At 72.5% G+C, this 18,008-nt stretch carries 12 protein-coding genes; 9 read left to right on the forward strand and 3 right to left on the reverse strand.

The window, feature by feature from the left end; genetic code table 11:
* The first annotated feature begins 506 nt into the window (after positions 1 to 506).
* From IE318_RS13985 to IE318_RS13995, 3 genes are all read left to right on the forward strand, one after another.
* Complete coding sequence (locus IE318_RS13985) at positions 507 to 1,169, forward strand: hydrolase (RefSeq protein ID WP_189900222.1); 663 nt, start codon at positions 507 to 509, stop codon at positions 1,167 to 1,169.
* A gap of 43 nt (positions 1,170 to 1,212) precedes the next feature.
* The gene (locus IE318_RS13990; RefSeq protein ID WP_189900224.1) at positions 1,213 to 1,710 is read left to right on the forward strand and encodes a DoxX family protein; all 498 of its coding nucleotides are present in this window, start codon (positions 1,213 to 1,215) and stop codon (positions 1,708 to 1,710) included.
* Between the two features lie 297 nt (positions 1,711 to 2,007).
* Positions 2,008 to 2,547 (forward strand): Dps family protein, encoded by a 540-nt coding sequence (locus tag IE318_RS13995; RefSeq protein WP_229903517.1) that lies wholly within the window; start codon positions 2,008 to 2,010, stop codon positions 2,545 to 2,547.
* A 157-nt stretch (positions 2,548 to 2,704) separates the two neighbouring features.
* Here the strand turns inward: IE318_RS13995 and IE318_RS14000 are convergent, their stop codons facing one another.
* Both IE318_RS14000 and IE318_RS14005 read right to left on the reverse strand, forming a co-directional pair.
* The gene (locus tag IE318_RS14000; protein ID WP_229903511.1) at positions 2,705 to 3,376 is read right to left on the reverse strand and encodes a YoaK family protein; all 672 of its coding nucleotides are present in this window, start codon (positions 3,374 to 3,376) and stop codon (positions 2,705 to 2,707) included.
* Positions 3,377 to 3,434: 58 nt separating this feature from the next.
* Positions 3,435 to 4,529: an LLM class flavin-dependent oxidoreductase gene (locus IE318_RS14005; protein WP_189900230.1), complete on the reverse strand. Its 1,095-nt coding sequence runs from the start codon at positions 4,527 to 4,529 to the stop codon at positions 3,435 to 3,437.
* A 417-nt stretch (positions 4,530 to 4,946) separates the two neighbouring features.
* Between IE318_RS14005 and IE318_RS14010 the strand changes: the two genes are divergently transcribed.
* From IE318_RS14010 to IE318_RS14025, 4 genes are all read left to right on the forward strand, one after another.
* Positions 4,947 to 9,149, forward strand: coding sequence for a carboxypeptidase regulatory-like domain-containing protein (locus IE318_RS14010; RefSeq protein ID WP_189900232.1), 4,203 nt, complete (start codon positions 4,947 to 4,949; stop codon positions 9,147 to 9,149).
* Between the two features lie 409 nt (positions 9,150 to 9,558).
* Entirely contained in the window at positions 9,559 to 10,671 is a 1,113-nt protein-coding gene (gene rsgA / locus IE318_RS14015) for a ribosome small subunit-dependent GTPase A (protein WP_189900234.1), read from the forward strand.
* A 117-nt stretch (positions 10,672 to 10,788) separates the two neighbouring features.
* Complete coding sequence (locus IE318_RS14020; RefSeq protein WP_189900236.1) at positions 10,789 to 12,186, forward strand: bifunctional transcriptional activator/DNA repair enzyme AdaA; 1,398 nt, start codon at positions 10,789 to 10,791, stop codon at positions 12,184 to 12,186.
* Between the two features lie 26 nt (positions 12,187 to 12,212).
* Positions 12,213 to 12,755 carry a methylated-DNA--[protein]-cysteine S-methyltransferase gene (locus IE318_RS14025; RefSeq protein ID WP_308438571.1) on the forward strand — a complete coding sequence of 181 codons (543 nt, stop codon included), beginning with the start codon at positions 12,213 to 12,215 and terminating at the stop codon, positions 12,753 to 12,755.
* A 1-nt stretch (position 12,756) separates the two neighbouring features.
* On the opposite strand, the gene IE318_RS14030 is transcribed toward IE318_RS14025, so the two are convergent.
* Positions 12,757 to 13,743, reverse strand: coding sequence for a helix-turn-helix transcriptional regulator (locus IE318_RS14030; RefSeq protein ID WP_189900238.1), 987 nt, complete (start codon positions 13,741 to 13,743; stop codon positions 12,757 to 12,759).
* A gap of 545 nt (positions 13,744 to 14,288) precedes the next feature.
* On the opposite strand from IE318_RS14030, the gene IE318_RS14035 reads away from it, so the two are divergent.
* Both IE318_RS14035 and IE318_RS14040 read left to right on the forward strand, forming a co-directional pair.
* Positions 14,289 to 16,070: a protein phosphatase 2C domain-containing protein gene (locus IE318_RS14035; RefSeq protein WP_189900240.1), complete on the forward strand. Its 1,782-nt coding sequence runs from the start codon at positions 14,289 to 14,291 to the stop codon at positions 16,068 to 16,070.
* 83 nt (positions 16,071 to 16,153) lie between these two features.
* Positions 16,154 to 17,896: a pyruvate dehydrogenase gene (locus tag IE318_RS14040; RefSeq protein WP_189900242.1), complete on the forward strand. Its 1,743-nt coding sequence runs from the start codon at positions 16,154 to 16,156 to the stop codon at positions 17,894 to 17,896.
* Positions 17,897 to 18,008 lie beyond the last annotated feature (112 nt).

The raw sequence follows: 18,008 nt of genomic DNA on the forward strand, positions 1-18,008 counted from the left end.
CTCTCCCACGGGCGAAGTGACTCCAGGGCTGGACAGGGCGGGAACGGGACGGACGGCTCCGCCTCCCCGGAAGGCGGTGGCCGGTGCCCGGCGGGGCCGGACGGCTCGTCGTACGGGCAGCGACCTCGCTGGAGCGCAACCGGACCGCTTCGGCGAGGCCCGGGTTCCCGCCCGCAGTGGACAGCCAAGCAGCGCCCTCTTTCCCCCACCAGGCAGAACCACAGGCAGAAACAAGGGAAGCGGATGAGCGCGTCCGGTGGCGGAGAAGCAGGTGCGGTGCTGTGCAGTACCGGCACAGCACAGGGCGCCACGAGGAAAGACGCGGCCGTGCCGCCGGAACTAACTTCGACGACGTGGCGTCAGGCCGCCGGATTCCGCACCGCACCGGAGCGCGGGAGAGCGGCCCGTCCACCTTGCCGAGCAGCGGCGGCCCGGGATGCCGCCGTTCCCACCGCCCCGCCCCTTCCCGCGGGCGCGGTCACCCGTCTGTCAGAGAGGAACCCCTCATGGTCGACTTCGCCCAGGTGAAGGCTGCCCCCAGTCCTGACCTGCTCACCCCGGACAACGCGGTCGTGGTTTTCGTCGACCACCAGCCGCAGATGTTCTTCGGCACCGGCAGCGGCGACCGGACCGCCATCATCAACAGCACCGTCGGCCTGGCGAAGGCTGCCCGGGCCTTCGACGTCCCCGTGGTGCTCAGCACCGTCGCGGCGGAGTCCTTCTCCGGCCCGATCCTGCCGCAGCTGGTCGAGGTCTTCCCCAAGCAGGAGGTCATCGACCGCAGCACGATGAACGCCTGGGAGGACCCCGCCTTCGTCGAGGCCGTCAAGGCCACCGGCCGCAAGAAGATCATCCTGTCCGGTCTGTGGACCGAGGTGTGCCTGGTGCTGCCGGCGCTCTCGGCGCTCGGCCAGGGCTACGAGGTCTACGTCGTCGCCGACGCCTCCGGCGGTGTCAGCCCCGCCGCGCACGAGCATGCCCTCCAGCGCATGGTCGCCGCGGGCGCCGTGCCGGTGACCTGGGTCCAGGTCCTCCTCGAGCTCCAGCGCGACTGGGCCCGCCAGGAGACGTACGGGGCGGTCATGGAGATCGTCAAGGAGCACGGCGGCGCCTATGGGCTCGGCGTCGTCTACGCGCAGTCCGTCATCGGCGCGCACGCGGCGGGCTGACCGTGACCCGCCACCAGGCCCCGGCGGTCCGGCGGAGCGGCCGGTGAACCTCGGTCTGTTGATCCTGCGGCTGGTCTGCGGGCTGCTGATCGCCGGGCACGGCGTCCAGAAGGTCAGCCACCATCTGGGGGGTGCGGGTCTGGAAGGCGGCACCCGCGAGTTCCACGACGACGGGTTCCGCGGCGGTTCGCTCACCGCCCTGGCCGCCGGAGCGGGACAGATCGGCTCCGGTCTGCTGCTGGCCGCCGGTCTGCTGACCCCTCTCGCCGCCACCGGCGCCATCGGCGTCATGACGGTGGCACTCACCGTCAAGTGGCACCACGGCCTGTGGGTGCAGAACGACGGCTACGAGTACCCGCTGTTCCTCATCACCACGTCCGCGGTGCTCGCCGCCACCGGACCAGGACAGTGGTCCACCGACCAGCTGCTCGGACTGGTGCCGTTCCCGGCATGGTGGTTCCCGGTCGCCCTGGCGATCGGAGTGGGCAGCGGCCTGCTGACCAGGCTCCTGCTCCACCGCGCACCGACCGCGGCCGAGTAGGCGCACGCCCGCAGGACAACCGCGGGCCGCGGCGACTCGCAGAACCCGTACGACTCTTACCGGGTGCACCGGCCCAACCGGCGTGCCCCGGACGGCCCCACGACGCGGGAGGGCACCTGCCCGCCCGCACCCCGGCCGGCCGAGCCGCGATCCAGCTCGGTCGGCCGCCTCGGTTTCTTCCGTTTCAGCGGCCCCGCTTCGCCATCCCGCTTCACCATCCCCGTATCACCGGAGAGAACTTCCATGGAACCGACCACCGCGACACCGACCACCGCCACACAGGCGAGCAGCCAGCCGATGACCCAGCAGAGCGCCCCCGAGGTACAGCCCTTCGGGACCCTCAAGCTGTTCCCGATCGGCCTGTCCCACGACACCCGGGCATACTCCTGCCAGCGCCTCAACCGGCTGCTTGCGAACACCCAGATCCTGTACTCCCTCTACAAGAAGTGCCACTGGACGGTGCGCGGTGCCACCTTCTTCCAGCTGCACCAGCTCTTCGACAAGCACGCGGCGGAGCAACTCGCCCTGGTCGACGCACTTGCCGAGCGCATTCAGAGCCTGGGCGGCGTGGCCGTGGGGGACCCGCGGCACGCCGCCGAGCTCACCTCCGTCCCGCGCCCCCCGGACGGGACCGAGCAGGTGCCGGCCATGCTCTCGCGCCTGATGCGCGCCCATGAGTCGATCCTGGTCGAGAGCCGTGACGCCGCGGCCCGCGCCGCCGAGATGGGTGATGACGGGACCAACGACCTCCTTGTCTCGCAGCTGGTCCGCACCGGTGAGGCCCAGGTCTGGTTCCTCGCCGAGCACCTTGTCGACACCCCGCTCGTGCACGTCTGAGCCACCCGGGACGCTCCTGTAACCACCTCTGTGCCGCCCCGCCCGCAAGGGCTGGGCGGCACAGAGGTGTCCGGCGCCCGTGCGCAGACCGTCCGGGGAGAAACCCGAAGTGCCCCGACCGCAGTCGGGGCCGGGGCACTTCGGATTGGTGCGGTGGTCAGTGACGGTCGCGGTAGCCGATCGCCACACCGGCGACGAGCACCGTGGCGATCAGCGTCGGCCATCCCAGTCCCTGGTGGTTGACCAGGGCGGCACCCGCCGCGGCGCCGGCGAGCATGGCCACGACCGACACCACCCGGCGGCCCATCCTCGGGTTGGTGCCGCCGGCCAGCGACGAGTCGGACGCCAGACCGGTCAGGGTCAGGGTCAGCACGGTGGTGGTGAGATCGGGCACGGCGAGCTTGCGTACCGTGCCGTTGCGCAGTCCCATGGCGAGCGCGAGCAGGGCGATCAGCAGGTCGGTCGGTGCGGAGGCGAAGGCCGCGACGGTGGCGGCCGCGAGCAGCACGGCCTCCGCGGTGAGCACCGTCCGTATCCAGTTCTGCTGCGCACGCCCATGGAAGAACAGCTCGACGCGCCCGGCGCAGACCGAGCCGGCCAGGAACGCCGCGAGCGAGACGAGCGACCCGACGACCGAGAAGCCCGGCGTCCCGACGGCGGCGAAACCGATGATCACCACATTGCCGGTCATGTTCGCGGTGAAGACATGCCCCAGGCCGAGGTAGCTGACGGCGTCGAGGAAGCCACTGACGACGGTCAGCACGACCAGGGCTCGGGGCAGGGCCGGATGTGTGGGTCTTGCGGTAGGCGTGATGGCGGCTTGGGCCACGGTGCTGCGCTCCCTTGGCAGTCGAAGTGGTCGGGCGGGGCGAGGTGCGGGCCGGAGGTCACCCGGCGGTGGTGTCCGTCTGCTCACGGGCGGCCGACAGGGACGCGTGGGTCGGTGCATCGGGGACCTCGGCGGGCCGGCCCTTGGCGAACTCCTCGCGCAGCACGGGGACGACCTCCTCGCCCAGCATGTCGAGCTGCTCGAGCACGGTCTTGAGCGGCAGGCCGGCGTGGTCCATCAGGAACAGCTGGCGCTGGTAGTCGCCGGCGTACTCGCGGAAGGTGAGCGTCCGCTCGATGACCTGCTGGGGGCTGCCCACGGTGAGCGGGGTCTGCTCGGTGAAGTCCTCGAGCGAGGGGCCGTGCCCGTACACCGGGGCGTTGTCGAAGTACGGTCTGAACTCCCGCACGGCGTCCTGTGAGTTGTGGCGCATGAAGACCTGACCGCCGAGGCCGACGACGGCCTGTTCGGGCTTGCCGTGGCCGTAGTGGGCGTAGCGCTCGCGGTAGGTCTCGATCATGCGCTTGGTGTGGTCGGCGGGCCAGAAGATGTTGTTGTGGAAGAAGCCGTCACCGTAGTAGGCGGCCTGCTCGGCGATCTCGGGGGAGCGGATGGAGCCGTGCCAGACGAAGGGCGGCACGCCGTCCAGCGGGCGCGGGGTGGAGGTGAAGCCCTGGAGCGGGGTGCGGAAGCGGCCCTGCCAGTCCACCACGTCCTCGCGCCAAAGGCGGTGCAGCAGCCCGTAGTTCTCGATGGCCAGCGGGATGCCCTGGCGGATGTCCTGGCCGAACCACGGATAGACCGGCCCGGTGTTGCCACGGCCCAGCATCAGGTCGACCCGGCCGTCGGCCAGGTGCTGGAGCATGGCGAAGTCCTCGGCGATCTTCACGGGGTCGCTGGTGGTGATCAGCGTGGTCGAGGTCGACAGGATGATGCGCTCGGTGCGGGCGGCGATCCAGCCGAGCATGGTCGTGGGTGAGGAGGGCACGAACGGCGGGTTGTGGTGCTCGCCGGTGGCGAACACGTCCAGACCGACCTCCTCGGCCTTCAGGGCGATGGCGACCATGGCCTTGAGCCGCTCATGCTCCGTCGGTGTCCGGCCTGTGGTGGGGTCCGGCGTGACGTCGCCCACTGTGAAAATCCCGAACTGCATTGTTCCTCCCGGTCCTGCCTGCGCGTGGGGCCCGCTACCGGCTTCGAGCCGGGGCGAACGGAGCGACGTTATGGGCGGGTTGCCGTGTGCTCATGACCGGGCGTGCACCGGTGTCATGCCGAGAACGCAGCGGAGGACGGCACCGGGTATGCCTCCCGGTCCACTTCGGTGAGGATGATCGCGCAGCCGGACCCGGTCGCCGTGGCCGGTGGAGGACCACTCCCTGATATGCCCCTTGCCAAAGGACTTGTTTTAACGTTCATTAATTAAGTTACGAAACAGTGTCGGCGGCCGCACGTCAGTGTGCGGCCGCCGCGTCGTCGTCGCGCCCCGCGAGAGGTGGCCCGGCCGGCGCTCAACCCGCACAGGAGCCGTACGTTGCGAATACCAGGGCCCTTCAGACCAGGCACCGGGCGTATGCCCGGACGCCTGGCCGTTGTCGTCTCCGCTGTGATGATGGTGGTGAGCGCCGGGTTGCCGCTCGCCACGACCGCGGCCGCGAGCCCGGAGCCGGCCGGCGCCCAGGCGCAGTCGCCCGGCACTCAGTCACAGGGCGGCAAGCCTTCCGCCGAGCACGTGTGTGACACGCCCCGGCCCGGCAAGGTCGCGTGTTTCGCCATGCGGCGCAACGGCGTCGGCGGAAAGCACGGGGTCCTGGCGGCCGACGCGCCCCCCAGCGGCTATGGCCCGGCGGATCTGCGCAGCGCGTACGATCTGCCGGACGACGGGGGCGAGGGGCGGACCGTGGCCGTCGTCGTCGCCTACGACAACCCGACGGCCGAGGCGGACCTGGCCGTCTACCGCGCCCAGTACGGCCTCCCGGAGTGCACCACCGCCAACGGCTGCTTCCGCAAGATCGACCAGCGCGGCGGCACCGACTACCCCGACGCCGACGCCGAATGGGCCGCTGAGGCCTCACTCGACCTGGACATGGTCTCCGCGGTCGCGCCCGGTGCCCGTCTCCTCCTGGTCGAGGCCGACAGCGACACCTTCGAGGACATCTTCGCCGCGGTCGACCAGGCCGTCGCGCAGGGCGCCCAGTACGTCTCCAACTCCTACGGGAGCGGGTACGACAGCACTCCGGGCAGCGGTGAGGACCCGGCCCAGACCGAGTTCGACGCGCACTACAACCACCCGGGCGTCGCGATGGTCGCCTCCTCGGGCGACTACGCCTACGGCGTCTCCTACCCGGCGGCCTCGCAGTATGTGACCTCGGTCGGCGGCACCTCGCTCACGAGGGACACCAGCACCGACCGCGGCTGGTCGGAGTCGGTGTGGCACAACGCCTTCGGCGGCCCGGGTTCCGGTTGCTCGGCGTACGAGCCCAAGCCCGCCTTCCAGACCGACACCGACTGCGAGACCCGGTCGGTGGCCGACGTCGCCGCGGTCGCCGACCCGGTCACCGGCGTGGCGGTCTATCAGACGTACGGCGGCAGCGGCTGGGGAGTGATGGGCGGCACCAGTGTCTCCTCGCCGATCATCGCCGGTGTCTACGCGATCGCCGGCTCTCCCGCCAGGGGCAGTTACCCCAACTCGTATCCGTACTTCAAGCAGTCCGGCCTGCACGACGTGACCAGCGGTCACAACGGCAACTGCAGCCCCAGCTCGCTGTGCAACGCCAAAGCCGGCTACGACGGACCGACGGGCCTCGGCACACCCGACGGCCCCGCGGCCTTCCGCAGCTTCCCGCACGGCGAGGTGGGCGGCACCGTCACCGACTCCGCCGGGGCACCGCTGCCCGGGACCACCGTCACAGCCGGCGACTACCGGGTCACCACGGACGCCGACGGCCACTACACCCTCGCCCTGCCGCCCGGCAGCTACGAACTGACCGCCGCCGCCTACGGCTACCGCACCGGCGCCGACGGCGCGATGACGGTCACCGAAGGAGCGTCGATCACCCGGGACTTCACCCTGGAGAGCGCGGCGGGCCGGAGCATCACCGGCAAGGTCACCGACGGGTCCGGCCACGGCTGGCCGCTGTACGCCACGATCACCGTCGACGGCGTACCCGGCGGACCGGTGTTCACCGACCCCTTCACCGGCAGGTACGAGCTCAGGCTCCCCGGCGACCACGACTACAAACTGAAGGTCGCGGCCCGGTACCCCGGTTACCGTACGGTGACCAAGGAAATCGCCGTCCGAGGCTCGGACCAGGCCGTGGACTTCGCCGTCCCGGTCGACGCCGACGCGGCCACCGCCGCGGGCTACGAGCTGCGCACCACCGGTGCCACCGAGCCGTTCGGCTCCGCGACCGCCCCGCCGGCCGGCTGGAGCGTCGTCAACGCCGAAGGCACCACCGGCGGCTGGGACTTCTCCGACTCCGCGAAGCGCGGCAACCGCACCGGGGGCGGCGGGGGCTTCGCCGCCGTCGACAGCGACCACGCCGGCGTGGGCAACCACCAGGACAGCGCACTGCTCAGCCCGGTCTACGACTTCAGCGACTACACCAGGCCCCGGCTCTCGTTCGACACCGAGTACGCCAGTTACGAGGGCCAGCGCGCGACCGTCGACGTCACCACCGACGGCGGCGCCTCCTGGAGCACCGTGCGGCTGTGGCAGGAGCCCCTGCACGGGCACGTGGACGTTCCGCTCTCCGACTACGCCGGCGCCAAGGCCGTCCAGCTGCGGTTCCGCTTCGTCGCCGACTGGGGCCTGTGGTGGCAGGTGGACAACGTCTTCGTCGGCAACCAGCCCTACGTCCCCGTGACCGGCGGCCTGGTGGCCGGCGTCGTCACCGACGCCAACACCGGTGCCGGTGTGGTCGGAGTCGCCGTCCGCAACGCCGACGCCGCCTCCCAGAAGGCATACACCGCGGCGACCCCGGACGACCCGCTGCTGGCCGACGGCTTCTACTGGCTGTTCTCCGACACCCTCGGCGACCACACCTTCACGATGGTCAAGAGCAGGTACGCCTCCGGGGCCGAGACCGTACGGGTGGCGGCGGACGGTGTCGCCGAGGCCGACCAGGTGCTCAAGGCCGGACGGCTCACCATCACCCCGGCAGCCGTCGACGAGACGCTGGACTGGAAGGGTTCCGGCACCCGGAAGCTGACCGTGAAGAACACCGGTGGACTCCCGGCCACCCTCACCCTCGGTGAGCGGTCGGGCGGCCTGCAGACGCAGGCGGCCGAAGGAGCGCCGCTCCAGGTGGTGTCGGGCGACGCCTCACCGTTGCGGGAGCACGTCGACTCGTCCGGGGCCGCCTCGGCGGGGGCACCCACAGCCGCCGGTGAGACGTCGGCGGTGGCGCCCGCGGTCGCCGGCGAGGCATGGCAGCCGGTGACGAACCTTCCGGTGGCCGTCGCCGACAGCGCGGTCGCCGCGTACGGCGGAAAGCTCTACTCCGCCTTCGGCTGGACGGGCAGCGCCGACACCTCAGACCTGTACTCCTACGACCCCGGCTCGGGCGTCTGGTCGAAGCTGGCCTCGGCGGCCGACACCCGTGAGGCACCGGCCAGGGGCTTCGTCGACGGCAAGTTCTACGCCGTCGGCGGCTGGGGTGCGGACGGCTCACCCGACGCCAAGCTGGAGATCTACGACCCGGCCACCGACACCTGGACCACCGGCGCCTCCTCGCCGATGCCCTACGCGGCATCGGGCAGCGCGGTGCTGGACGGCGAGTTGTACGTCGTCGGCGGCTGCGCCGACGACGGCTGCGGCTTCACCGACGTGTACGCCTACGACCCGGAGACCGACAGCTGGTCGGAGAGGGCCCCCTATCCCGAGCCCATCTCATGGACCGCCTGCGGTGCGATCGGCGACATGCTCTACTGCGCCGGCGGCACGGGTGCCGACGGCTCCTCGAAGCACGCCTACGCGTACGACCCGGTGACCGACAGCTGGTCGCCGGTCGCCGACATGCCGATCACCCTGTGGGGCTCGAACTACACCGCCGCCAACGGCCTGCTGCTCGTCATCGGCGGCAGGGCCGCCACCGGCGTCACCAACAGGGGCTTCGCCTTCGACCCGGAGAAGGGGACCTGGACCGCTCTGCCCAACCTCAGCTCCGCTGTCTACCGCGGTGGTGCGGCCCCTGGGTTCTACACCGTGGGCGGCAAGAACAGCCCCTCCCTCTTCGCCAAGCCGTTGGCCACGGTCCAGGTGCTGCCCGGGTACGACCAGGTCGACGCCGACCAGGACGTGACCTGGCTCGGCCTGGGCACCCGGAAGGTGACCCTGGCGCCCGGGGCCGCGACCACGGTGGAGGTCTCCCTGGACGCCACGGCCGACGAGATCACCCAGCCCGGCGCGTACACCGCGAAGCTGAACGTGGGCACCGACACCCCGTACCACGTCCCGCTGATCCCGGTGACGATGCACGTCGACCCGCCGAAGCACTGGGGCAGGTACGCCGGTACGGTCCTCGGCACCGACAGCACGGAAGGCGGGGGCGGTACCACCCCGCTCGCCGGGGCCACCGTCCGGATCGACGGCAAGACGTCGAGCCACACCTTGAAGACCGGCGACGACGGCACCTTCGCCCTGTGGCTGGACGCCCGTGGCGCCCCGCTCACCGTGACCGTGACCAAGGACGGTTACGAACCCGCGACCTCCGAGGCGAAGATGGCGAAGGGAAAGACGACCACAGGCGACTTCACGCTGAAGAAGGCGCCGTGATCCCTGCTCGTCACAGCTGAACACCCTCTTGCGGCTCTGCGGGCCGGTCCCCAAGGCCGGCCCGCAGAGCCGCTTTGTTCGCCCGCACGGCCCGAGTCGGGAGCACTTTCCTGGGTGTCGGACACCGCTCCAACGGGGCCGGTGGTGCGTCCGGGGGGAGGGGGAAAATCCGCTGGCGCTCGTGTGCGGGCCTCTCTATCGTGAAGCCTGTACAGCGCAGTGGTCATCGGCCGCTGTGGTCGGTGCGTGGTGAGGAACGGGAGGTGTGACCGATGACTGTCTTTGCGATGGGCGCTGCCCGCGACCAGAAGACCATCCATTCCACCTCCGCGGTCTCCGGCTGACCATTCGTCATCCTTCATCGCGCCAGTGAGCGCTGTGCCGGGGCCGCCCTTGTGAAGGGTTCCCCTTGAATCTCTCCTCTCCTTCGGTCTGTTCGGCTTCGTCGCACCCGCTGGCCTCGTACGGCTGGGACGCGGGCTGGGAAGCCGAGTTCGCTCCCCACGCGGAGCGGGGTCTCCTGCCGGGCCGGGTCGTCCGGGTCGACCGGGGTCAGTGCGATCTCGTCACGCCGGCCGGCACCGTGCGCGCGGACACGGAGTTCGTCGTTCCCCGCGACCCGATGAAGGTCGTGTGCACGGGCGACTGGGCCGCCGTGGATCCCGACGGCGGCGATCCGCGGTATGTCCGGACGCTGCTGCCGCGCCGTACCGCCTTCGTGCGGTCCACCTCCTCCAAGCGGTCCGAGGGGCAGATCCTCGCCGCCAACGTCGACCACGCGATCGTCGCGGTCTCCCTGGCCGCCGAGGTCGACCTCGGCCGCGTCGAGCGGTTCCTGGCGCTGGCCTGGGAGTCGGGCGCCCAGCCGATGGTCGTGCTGACCAAGGCCGACCTCGTCCCGGACGCGGTGGGGCTGTCGTATCTCGTCCAGGACGTGGAGACGACGGCGCCCGGGGTGACGGTGCTGCCGGTCAGCGCCCTGACGGGGGACGGCCTCGACGTGCTCGTCGCCTCGGTCTCGCAGGGCACCTCCGTGCTGCTCGGCCAGTCCGGCGCCGGCAAGTCGACCCTCGCCAACGCGCTGCTCGGCGAGGACGTGATGGACGTCCAGGCCACCCGGGACATGGACGGCAAGGGCCGCCACACGACCACCACCCGCAACCTGCTCGCGCTGCCCGGCGGCGGTGTGCTGATCGACACGCCCGGACTGCGCGGGGTGGGGCTGTGGGACGCCGAGAGCGGGGTCGGCCAGGTGTTCTCCGAGATCGAGGAGCTGGCCGAGCGGTGCCGGTTCTACGACTGCGCCCACGGCAGCGAACCCGGCTGCGCGGTGCTCGCCGCCATCGACGCCGGTGACCTGCCCGAGCGGCGGCTGGAGAGCTACCGCAAGCTGATGCGCGAGAACCAGTGGATCGTCGCCAAGACCGACGCGCGGGTGCGCGCGGAGATCAAAAGGGACTGGAAGCGCAAGGGCGCGCAGGGCCGGGCGGCGATGGAGGCCAAGCGGGGACGGTGGCGCTGACGCAGCAGTGATCGCCCGCGCCCGCGGGCCCGGCCCGGACCACCCGCGGGCGCCCCCAGTGTCATGTCCGATTTCCGCCAGCGGCATCCTCGCCGCGGGCGGACACTGGACAGCGTGATGAACGAGGACACCAGGTACGAGGCGGTGCGCAGCCGGGACGGACGTTTCGACGGCGAGTTCTTCTTCGCCGTCGAGACGACCGGGATCTACTGCCGTCCCAGCTGCCCGGCCGTGACCCCGAAGCGGCACAACGTGCGGTACTTCACCACGGCCGCCGCCGCCCAGGGCGCGGGCTTCCGGGCCTGCCGCCGGTGCCGTCCCGACGCCGTGCCCGGCTCCGCCGAGTGGAACGTGCGGGCCGACGCCGTCGGCCGCGCCATGCGGCTGATCGGCGACGGCGTCATCGACCGAGAGGGCGTCGCCGGGCTCGCCGCGCGGCTGGGCTACAGCGCACGGCAGGTGCAGCGGCAGCTGACCGCCGAGCTCGGCGCCGGCCCCGTGGCCCTCGCCCGGGCGCAGCGGGCGCACACCGCGCGCGTCCTGCTGCAGACCACCGACCTGCCGGTCACCCGGATCGCCTTCGCGGCCGGGTTCGCCAGCGTGCGGCAGTTCAACGACACCATCCGCACCGTGTACGCGGCGACCCCGAGCGAACTGCGGGCCGCCGCACCCCGGACCCGGCACCGCCGGACCGCAGCGCCCACCGCCGGGATCCCGCTGCGGCTCGCCCACCGGGGCCCCTACCAGGCCGGTCCGGTCTTCGACCTGCTCCAGCGCGAGGCCGTACCGGGCGTCGAGGAGGTGCGGGGCACGCCCGGCGACCGGACCTACCGGCGCACCCTGCGCCTGCCCTACGGCACCGGGATAGTCGCCGTCGACGAGCGGCCCGGCGGGCCGCGGGCGGGCTCCGGCGCGCACCCCGGCGGCTGGCTGGAGGCCCGGCTGCACCTGACCGACCCGCGCGACCTGACGACGGCCGTGCAGCGGCTGCGACGGCTGTTCGACCTGGACGCCGACCCGTACGCCGTGGACGAGCGGCTCGGCGCGGACCCGCGGCTGGCCCCGCTGGTCGCGGCCCGCCCGGGACTGCGCTCGCCGGGCGCCGCGGACCCGGACGAGGCGGCGCTACGGGCGCTGCTGAGTCCACCGGCCGCGGAGGAACTGGTACGGCGCTGCGGCAAGGCGCTCGACGCCCCCTGCGGAACCCTCACCCACCTGTTCCCCGAGCCGGCCGCCCTCGCCGGCGCCGAGCCGGAGGGCACGCTGGGCGCCCTGGCCGCCGCCCTCGCCGACGGCGTCGTACGGCTGGATCCGGGCGCCGACCGGGAGGAGGCGCACCGCGCGCTGCTCGCCCTGCCCGGACTGGACGCGACCACGGTCGCCGCCATCCGTACCCGCGCCCTCGGCGACCCCGACGTGGCCCCGCCCGGCGTGCCCGCCTCCGACCGCTGGGCCCCCTGGCGTTCGTACGCCGTACAACACCTGCTCACCGCGGGGGATTCGAGGACATCATGAACACCACAGCGACCACGACGGCGACCATGACGACGACAACCACCAGGACCATGACCACGACCACACCCGCCGACCCGGCCACCACGACGTACTGGACACGGATCGACAGCCCCCTCGGACCGCTGCTCCTCACCGCGGACCGGACCGGCGCCCTCACCTCCCTGTCCGTGCCGGACCAGAAGGGCGGCCGCACGGTGCGGGAGGGCTGGGTGCACGACCCCGGGCGGTTCCGCGCCGCCGAGGAGCAGCTGCGGGCCTACTTCACGGGTGACCTCGAGGAGTTCTCCCTGCCGCTGCGCACCCACGGCACCGCGTTCCAGGAGCGGGTGTGGGCCGCCCTCGACAGCGTCCCCTACGGGGCGACCACGACGTACGGCGAGATCGCCGCCCGGATCGGCGCCTCCCGGGCCGCCGTACGGGCCGTCGGGGGCGCCATCGGCGCCAACCCGCTGCTGCTGGTGCGCCCCTGCCACCGGGTGATCGGCGCGGACGGCTCCCTGACCGGGTACGCGGGCGGCCTGGAGCGGAAGGTGCGGCTGCTCACCCTGGAGGGCGCGCTCGCCGCCTGACTCAGGGGTGCGCCCGGGACACCCAGCCGCGCTCGTAGGCCTGCCAGCCCAGTTGCAGCCGGGTGGTCACCCCGGTCAGCTCCATCAGCCGCTTCACCCGGCGCTGTACGGTCCTCAGGCCCAGGTCGAGCTGCTTGGCCACGCTCGCGTCGGTCAGGCCGGCCAGGAGGAGGGACAGCACCTCCAGGTCGGTGGCGTCGGGGCCGTCCGGGCGCTCCTCGATGATTCCGCGGGCGCCGAGCCGCAGCGGCAGCGCGTCCCGCCACACCGACTCGAACAGCCCGGACAGCAGCTCCAGCAGTCCGCTGGCGTGCACGACGAGCGCGGCGGGCTCGGCGGTGTGCGAGGTGAGCGGCACCATCGCGAGCGTCCGGTCCGCGACCACCAGCTTCGTCGGCACCTGGTCGACGACCCGGACCTGTTCGTCACGGCCGAGCGCGGCGGTCAGCTGTGTGATGCCGTCCGGCAGGTCCAGCACCGTGCGCTCGACCACCACCCGGTAGCGCACGCCGCGTCCGGCCGCCTGCTCCTCGGCCTCGTTCTCCGTCCCGGACACGACCACCGGGTTGCCGGTGACCAGGGCGCACACCTCCTCCGTCGCGCCGAGCTGGAGCTGCAGGAAGCGCTGCGCGACCGCGGAGGCCCCGGTGACCACCTCCACCAGGTCGTGCACGGCGGGCTCGGCGGCCGCCGCCCGGTACTCCTCGGCGAGCAGCGCGGCGGCCAGTTCCGCCTTCTCCAGCTCGTGCCGCTGCTGGGTGAGCAGCGCGCCGAGCGCCACCGCGGGCGGCGCGGCGACCCAGCGGCCGGGCCGGGCCGAGGACTGGGCCGCGAGCCCGTGCCGCTCCAGGCGGCGCAGGGCGCGCTCGGTGTCGTGCTCGGCGAGGACCAGCCGCCGCGCCAGATCGGGCACATCGGCCGCGCCCACGGACACCAGCGCCCGGTACGCCGACTCGTGCCTCTCGTCCAGACCTATCGCTGCCAGCATCAGCTGCCGCCCCTCCCTTTCCAGACCTCAGGCACACCCGGACAGCGGCGCGTGTCGGCGGTGGCGGAAAACAGCCACGGCGCAAACCCGCCGCCGAACATCATCGCCGTACCCCCGGTGATCCTGACAAGGTGGCGGCACCGAAGCATCCGGCAGCGTCCCGGTGCCCGGCCCGGAGGGCCTGGCCTGCTCGGACACGAGCGGCATCCGGCGGGCGACGACGGGGAGCGGGCCGCGGCCGGGAGGGGTGGGCCGCGACCGGACGGGGCGGGCGCCGCCTTGGACCCGAGCCCGCGGGCCGTGCGCGCGGGGCGCGCCGAACGGCGGTGTTTCGGCCGTCCAGAACGTGACCCGCCCTCCGGGTCACCCTGGCGTCGCCGGGCGGTTCTCCCGTGGGGGGTGGGACCGCCCGGCGGCTTTGTTCCGTACGCGCCCTCCGTGCACACGTTCGAGGTGTCACCCGGCGGGCCGTTCGCGGCCCGCCACCGGCCGGATTTTCCGCTTGCCCCGTTTTCAACGGGCCTGTGCGGTGGACAATTGGCGGCATGAGTCAGCAGGGGGGAAGGCCCACCGGTCGCGAGGACGACTGGTGGGCACAGCTGTACGACGACTCCACGGAGGACACCGGCCCCACGGCCGCGCCGGATTCCCTGGACGACCGGTTCGCATCGGCGGCCGGAACACTGGGACGGACACCGGGGACCGCACGAAACGGCGGAGCGCCCTCGGAGGACCGGCCGGACACCGAAGCCGACATGCCCGACGGCGGGACCGACGAGCGGACCGAGGACTGGTCGCCGCCCGAGGCGCCCGCGGTGCCTACGGCGCCCGAGGTGCCCGAGGTGCCCGAGGACGGTCCCCGCCCGCCGGCACGACCGGCGACCGTACCCGCCCCGCGCACCGCCCCACCGGCCGCCCTGCCGCCCGACGCACCGGCAGCCACCGCGGTACCGGAGCAGCCGGACGCACCGCCGGACCCACGGCGCCCGGCCGCGGACGCCCCCGGCACGCCGGGCCCCGCCCCGGACTGGTGGGAGCAGACCCCCTGGGACCGGTCATGGCCCGCCTCCGCGGACCCGACGCCCGGCCCTCCCGACTCGGGCACCGACACAGACTCCGGCGCCGACGCAGACACCGGCACCGATCTCGGCCTCGACTCCGACCTCGACCCCGGCCTCGACTCCGACCTCGACCTCGGCCTCGACTCCGACCTCGACCCCGGCCTCGACCCCGGCCTCGACCCGGACTTCGCCGACTCCGGCTTCCACCCCGCCCCGCCCGAGCCCGCGGCCGCCCCCGACTTGGACGTTCCCGCGCCGCTCACCGTCGCCCACGTGGGTTCCCGTCCGCCCACCTACGACGCCGAACCCACCGCACTTCCGGACGCGGACCCGGACGAGCTGGACGACCTGGTGCCGGACACCGTGCTGGACGGGGCCCGTTACGGGGCCTGTACGCTGCGGGCCGTGTCCATCCGGGGTGACTCCCCCCGCTACCGGGGCGAGCCGCGCCGGGACGCGCTGCTCACCGCGCGGTTCGGGCAGGGCGAGCAGGCGCTGGTCCTCGTCGCGATGGCGACCGGCGCACGTGCCGCACCGGGCTCGCACCGCGCGGCGGCCGAGGTGTGCCGGTGGATCGCGCGGGCCGTGGGCCGCAGTCACGCCCGGCTGGCCGAGGACATCCGGGCCGCCCGGCGCGGTGAGCTCAAGTCGGGCCTGCACCGCCTCACCGACCGCAGCCTCGGCAGACTCCGGGCCGGCGCCGTCGAACAGGGCATCGAACCCGAGGAGTACGCGGCCACCCTGCGCTGTCTGCTGCTGCCCGCCGACCCCGCGTGCCGTGCGCGTGTCTTCTTCGGCGTCGGCGCGGGCGGGCTGTTCCGGCTGCGCGACGGCGAGTGGGAGGACATCGAGCCGGACGTTCCCGAGCCGCCCGGGTCGCCCGGGTCGCCGTGGCCGCCGGACCCGCTGTCGGGGCCCGCCGAGACCCCGGAGGGCGACCGGCTGACCATGGACCTCGGCGTCACGCCCGTCCCGAGCCCGCACGCCCCCGTGGCGGAGCCGCCCCGCGAACCCTTCCGGTTCCGTGCCTCCATAGCCCACCCGGGTGACACGCTGCTGATGTGCACGGCGGGCCTGGCCGAGCCCCTGCGCGGCGAGGCCGAGTTGCGCGCGCATCTCGCCCGGCGGTGGTCCGTCCCCTTCGCGCCCGTTGCCACCACGTCCGTTCCCCCTGTGCCCGGCCTCGCCGCGTTCCTCGCGGACGCGCAGGTGCGGGTCAAGGGATACGCCGACGATCGTACGGCCGCGGCCGTTTGGGAGGCGTGAGCGCCGGCTCTGTGAATTCATGGACTCAGAGGACCCGCAGGAGACCGCACAGTCCGCGGCAGACCGAAGGGCACCCGAGAACCATGGCCAAGCAGAACGTCGCAGAGCAGTTCGTCGACATCCTCGTCCGCGCCGGGGTCAAGCGCCTGTACGGCGTCGTCGGGGACAGCCTCAACCCGGTGGTCGACGCGGTCCGCCGCAACGCCGCCATCGACTGGATCACCGTGCGCCACGAGGAGACCGCCGCCTTCGCGGCCGGCGCCGAGGCCCAGATCACCGGGCGGCTCGCGGCCTGCGCCGGCTCCTGCGGCCCCGGCAACCTCCACCTCATCAACGGCCTGTACGACGCCCACCGCTCCATGGCCCCGGTCCTCGCCCTCGCCTCGCACATCCCGTCCAGCGAGATCGGTCTGGGGTACTTTCAGGAGACCCATCCCGACCGGTTGTTCCAGGAGTGCAGCCACTACAGCGAGCTGATCTCCAGCCCGAAGCAGATGCCGCGACTGCTGGACACCGCCATCCAGCACGCCGTCGGCCGCAGCGGGGTCAGCGTGGTGGCGCTGCCCGGTGACATCGCCGCCGAGCCCGCCCCCGAGAAGGCCGCCGAGGCCGCCATCGTCACCTCGCGGCCCACCGTCCGGCCCTCCGACGCCGAGATCGACCGGCTCGCCCGGATGGTCGACGAGGCCGGCAAGGTCACCCTGTTCTGCGGCAGCGGCACCGCGGGGGCGCACGCCGAGGTGATGGAGTTCGCCGGGAAGATCAAGTCACCGGTCGGGCACGCCCTGCGCGGCAAGGAGTTCATCCAGTACGACAATCCCTTCGACGTCGGCATGAGCGGCCTGCTCGGCTACGGCGCCGCCTACGAGGCCACGCACGAGTGCGACCTGCTGATCCTGCTCGGCACCGACTTCCCGTACAACGCGTTCCTGCCGGACGACGTGAGGATCGCCCAGGTCGACGTGCGGCCCGAGGTCCTCGGCCGCCGCTCCAAGCTGGATCTGGCCGTGTGGGGCGATGTGAAGGAGACCCTGCGCTGCCTGACCCCGCGCGTGCGGGAGAAGACGAACCGGCGCTTCCTGGACCGGATGCTCAAGAAACACGCGGACGCGCTGGAGGGGGTCGTCAAGGCGTACACGAGGAGGGTCGACAAGCACGTCCCGATCCACCCCGAGTACGTGGCCGCCGTGCTGGACGAAGTGGCCGACGACGACGCGGTGTTCACCATCGACACCGGGATGTGCAATGTCTGGGGCGCCCGCTACATCTCGCCCAACGGGCGCCGCCGGATCATCGGCTCCTTCTCGCACGGCTCGATGGCCAACGCGCTGCCGATGGCGATCGGCGCGCAGTTCACCGACCGCCGCCGGCAGGTGATCTCGATGTCCGGGGACGGCGGGTTCTCCATGCTGATGGGCGACTTCCTGACCCTGGTCCAGCACGACCTGCCGGTGAAGGTGGTGCTGTTCGACAACTCCTCGCTCGGCATGGTGGAGCTGGAGATGCTGGTCGCGGGCCTGCCCTCGTACGGTACGACGAACAAGAACCCCGACTTCGCCGCCGTGGCCCGCGCCTGCGGCGCGCATGGAATCCGGGTGGAGAAACCCAAGGAGCTCGCCGGAGCGCTGAAGGACGCCTTCCGGCACAAGGGGCCCGCCCTCGTCGACGTCGTCACCGACCCCAACGCGTTGTCCATCCCGCCGAAGATCAGCGCCGAGATGGTGTCCGGGTTCGCCCTGTCGGCCTCGAAGATCGTGCTGGCGGGCGGGGTGGGCCGAATGGTGCAGATGGCCCGCTCCAACCTGCGCAACGTACCGCGGCCGTAGGGGGTGTCTCGTCGATCAGGCCGGATCAGGGAGCAGTGGCTGGTGGTGGGGGCACCTCCCACGCCGTTCAGGCAGTGGGGGAGCATCGCAAGGCGGAGGAGGGAGTCGATGC

This window comes from Streptomyces spiralis, assembly GCF_014654675.1.
GTDB classification, from domain to species: domain Bacteria; phylum Actinomycetota; class Actinomycetes; order Streptomycetales; family Streptomycetaceae; genus Streptomyces; species Streptomyces spiralis.